We start from the raw sequence: 2,840 nt of genomic DNA, 5'->3' as shown, positions 1-2,840 counted from the left end.
CCTGGCCGGCCTCGTCTACGGCCTCGGCTGGCCGCTGCTGGCCGCCGGGCGCGGCGGCTTCCACGAGGTCGCCTTCGCCGTCCCGCTCACCCTGCTGCTGCTCGAACGCGGCCTCGCCCGCCGCTACGGCACCGTCGCCCTCGCCGCCGCGCTGCTCTGCGCCACCAAGGAGGACCTGGGCCTGCTGGTCGGCGTCCACGGCCTCGTCCTGCTCTGGCGCGGCCGGCGCCGTGGTGACCGGCGCGGCCTCGCCCTCGGCGCCGGCCTGCTCATCGGCGGCCCGCTCGCCTCGGCGCTCGCGATCACCTGGCTGATCCCCGCGATGGGCGGACAGCCGGACTACTACTGGGTCTACGGCCCGATCGGCCCGAACGCCGGGAGCGCGCTCGGCAACCTGCTCGGCGACCCGCTGCTGCTGGTCGAGGCCGCCACCAACGCCGCCGTCAAGCCACTGCTGCCGCTCTGGCTGTTCGGCACCCTGCTCCTGCTCCCGCTGCGCTCCGCGACCACCCTCTGCCTGCTGCCGCTGCTCGCCGAACGGATGCTCTCCGACAACCCCAACCACTGGTCGATCGCCCACCACTACGACGCCCTGCTCTGGCCGGTGCTGCTCACCGCCGTCCTGGAGGTGCTCGGCCGCCTGTACCTCCGGAGCGGGACGCACCGGCGCGCCGCTCGCGGCCTGGGCACCGCGGTGGTGGCGGGCTCGCTGCTGTGCAGCCTGCTGCTGGGCGGGATCAGCGTGCTCACCCCGGCCTACTGGCGCCCCTCGGCGAGCAACGCCGCCCTGGTCAGGGGCGCGCAGCGGATCCCGGACGGCGCGCTGGTGGAGGCCGACAACCAGGTGGTGCCCCGCCTGGTCGACCGCACCGACGTGGTCCTGGTGGACGCCACCCCGCGCGGGCGCGACTACGTCCTGATCCGCTCCGACACCCGGACCTTCCCGTTCCAGACGGCGCACGAGCAGGCCGAGCGGATCGAGCTGCTGCTCGCCCACGGCTACCGGCGGGTCTGGGCGGAGGACGGGGTGGAGCTGCTGCACCGCGAGAGCGACGAGCCGGTGCCCGGTGCGCGGATCCCCGACGGGAACAGCACGCCGGTGAAGGAGATCGTGCCCCGGGACGTCGGCCACAACCTGTTCAAGGGCTGAGGGCGCGGCGGTGTCCCCGGCCCACCGCGTGGACCGGGGACACCGGAACACCGTCCGGTGGCGTCAGGTGGCCATCCGGTGGCGGGCCGGGAGGGACGTCCGCCAGCGGACGAACACGCCGGCCAGGGCGAGCAGGGTGGCGCCCCAGACGACGCTGAAGACGATCAGCATCGGCAGCCAGGTCACCTGGGAGGCGACGGCGCCGAGGCCGAGCGAGAGCCCGACCATGAAGACGACGGCCGTCGGGGAGAGGCCGCACAGCCAGTGCAGCGCCCGGTGCGCCCAGCCCGGGTGCTGCGGCGCGCCGGGGCCGGTGTCCAGGGCCTTGTAGGTGATGAGGTCCATCGGGATTCGCCTCCGAGGGGATCAGGTGAGGTCACGAGGCTTTCCGGGGAGTCGCGGACTTCCGGGTCGTGGTCTTCTTCGTGGCGGACTTGGTGGTCTTCCTGGCCGCCGCGGTCTTCTTCGCGGCGGCGCGCTTGCGCGGGGCCGGCTTCTCCTCGGCCTCCTCGGCCTCCTCGGCCTCGCCCTCCTCGGCCGTGGTGCGGCCCGGGTGGGCGTCCTTGGCCTGCCGCAGGCTGCTGCGCAGCGCCTCCATGAGGTCGATGACGTTGTCCGGCGCCGCCCCTTCCTCCTCCTCGTGCGGCACCTCGACGCCCTGCAGCCGCGCCTCGATCACCTGCTGGAGCGCCTGCTGGTAGTCGTCGTGCAACTGGTCGAGGTCGAAGTCCTCGGAGAGCGTCTCCATCAGCGAGCGCGCCATCTTCAGTTCCTGCGGCCGCACGGTGACGCCCTCCTCCGGCGCGATGCCGGCCGCCGGGCGGACCTCGTCGGGCCAGATGCAGGTCTGGAGCACCAGCGTGCCGTCGTGCACCCGCAGCACCGCCGGGGACTCCCGGGTGCGCAGCGCGATCTTGGTGACGGCGATCTGCCCGGAGTCGACGAGCGCGTCGCGCAGCAGCGCGTAGGGCTTGGCGGCGGCCTTGTCGGCGACGCCCACGTAGTAGGCCTTGGAGAACATCAGCGGGTCGATCTCGCCCTCGTCGACGAAGGCCAGCACGTCGATGATCTTCTTGCTGGGCAGCGGCAGGTCGGCGAGGTCCTCGTCGGTGAGGGTGACGGTCCGGCCGTCCGGGGACTCGTACCCCTTGGCGATCTCCGCGTACGGGACCTCCTTCTCCTCCCGTTCGCAGTACCGCTTCATCCGCACCCGGCCACCGTCCCTGGCGTGCACCTGGTGCAGCGGGACGTCGTGCTCCTTGGTGGCGGAGTAGAGGTGGACGGGGATGGAGACCAGGCCGAAGCTGATCGTCCCCTTCCAGGTGGTCTGCATGGGGTCGCTCCTTCCCGGAGCCGTCCCGGTGGTTCGCGCCGGCCGGGGCGGCACGGCCCCGGGGGTTCCACTCTGCCCGGGTTCGCCCCGTTCGGCCACAGGATGCCGCCGGACCGGCCCGGGGGGCGGGTCCGGCGGACAATGGACAGCGGGGTTCAGCGGGGACGGCGGGACGGAGGTGGGCGCGTGCGGCGGAGCACCGGACCGGCCCCGCCGCCGGCCGCGACGACGTACCGGGTGCGGTACGCGCTGGCCGGCGCGGCGGGGGTGCGGCACGCCGAGGTGACCGTGGTCCCGGGGTACTCGCGGGAGGACGACATCCCGGCGATCCTGGCCGCCCGGCTCACCGGGTCGCGG

The 2,840-nt window shown here is 73.8% G+C and carries 3 protein-coding genes; 1 reads left to right on the top strand and 2 read right to left on the bottom strand.

All coding sequences use genetic code 11. The annotated features are described in order from the left end of the window. A partial coding sequence (locus tag ABD308_RS06495) for a DUF2079 domain-containing protein (RefSeq protein WP_344328610.1) occupies positions 1–1,150 on the top strand: 1,150 nt, incomplete at its 5' end. Between the two features lie 63 nt (positions 1,151–1,213). Here the strand turns inward: ABD308_RS06495 and ABD308_RS06490 are convergent. Further along, positions 1,214–1,495: a hypothetical protein gene (locus ABD308_RS06490; RefSeq protein WP_344328600.1), complete on the bottom strand. Its 282-nt coding sequence runs from the start codon at positions 1,493–1,495 to the stop codon at positions 1,214–1,216. Positions 1,496–1,526: 31 nt separating this feature from the next. Then, positions 1,527–2,483, bottom strand: a complete 957-nt coding sequence (ku, locus tag ABD308_RS06485; RefSeq protein ID WP_344328594.1) for a non-homologous end joining protein Ku — start codon at positions 2,481–2,483, stop codon at positions 1,527–1,529. Positions 2,484–2,840 lie beyond the last annotated feature (357 nt).

Origin of the sequence: Kitasatospora putterlickiae, assembly GCF_039527695.1 — a bacterium.
In the GTDB taxonomy this organism is placed as follows: Bacteria; Actinomycetota; Actinomycetes; order Streptomycetales; family Streptomycetaceae; genus Kitasatospora; species Kitasatospora putterlickiae.
Note: the sequence above shows the minus strand (reverse complement) of the source record. Positions and strands in the feature narration are given on the sequence as shown.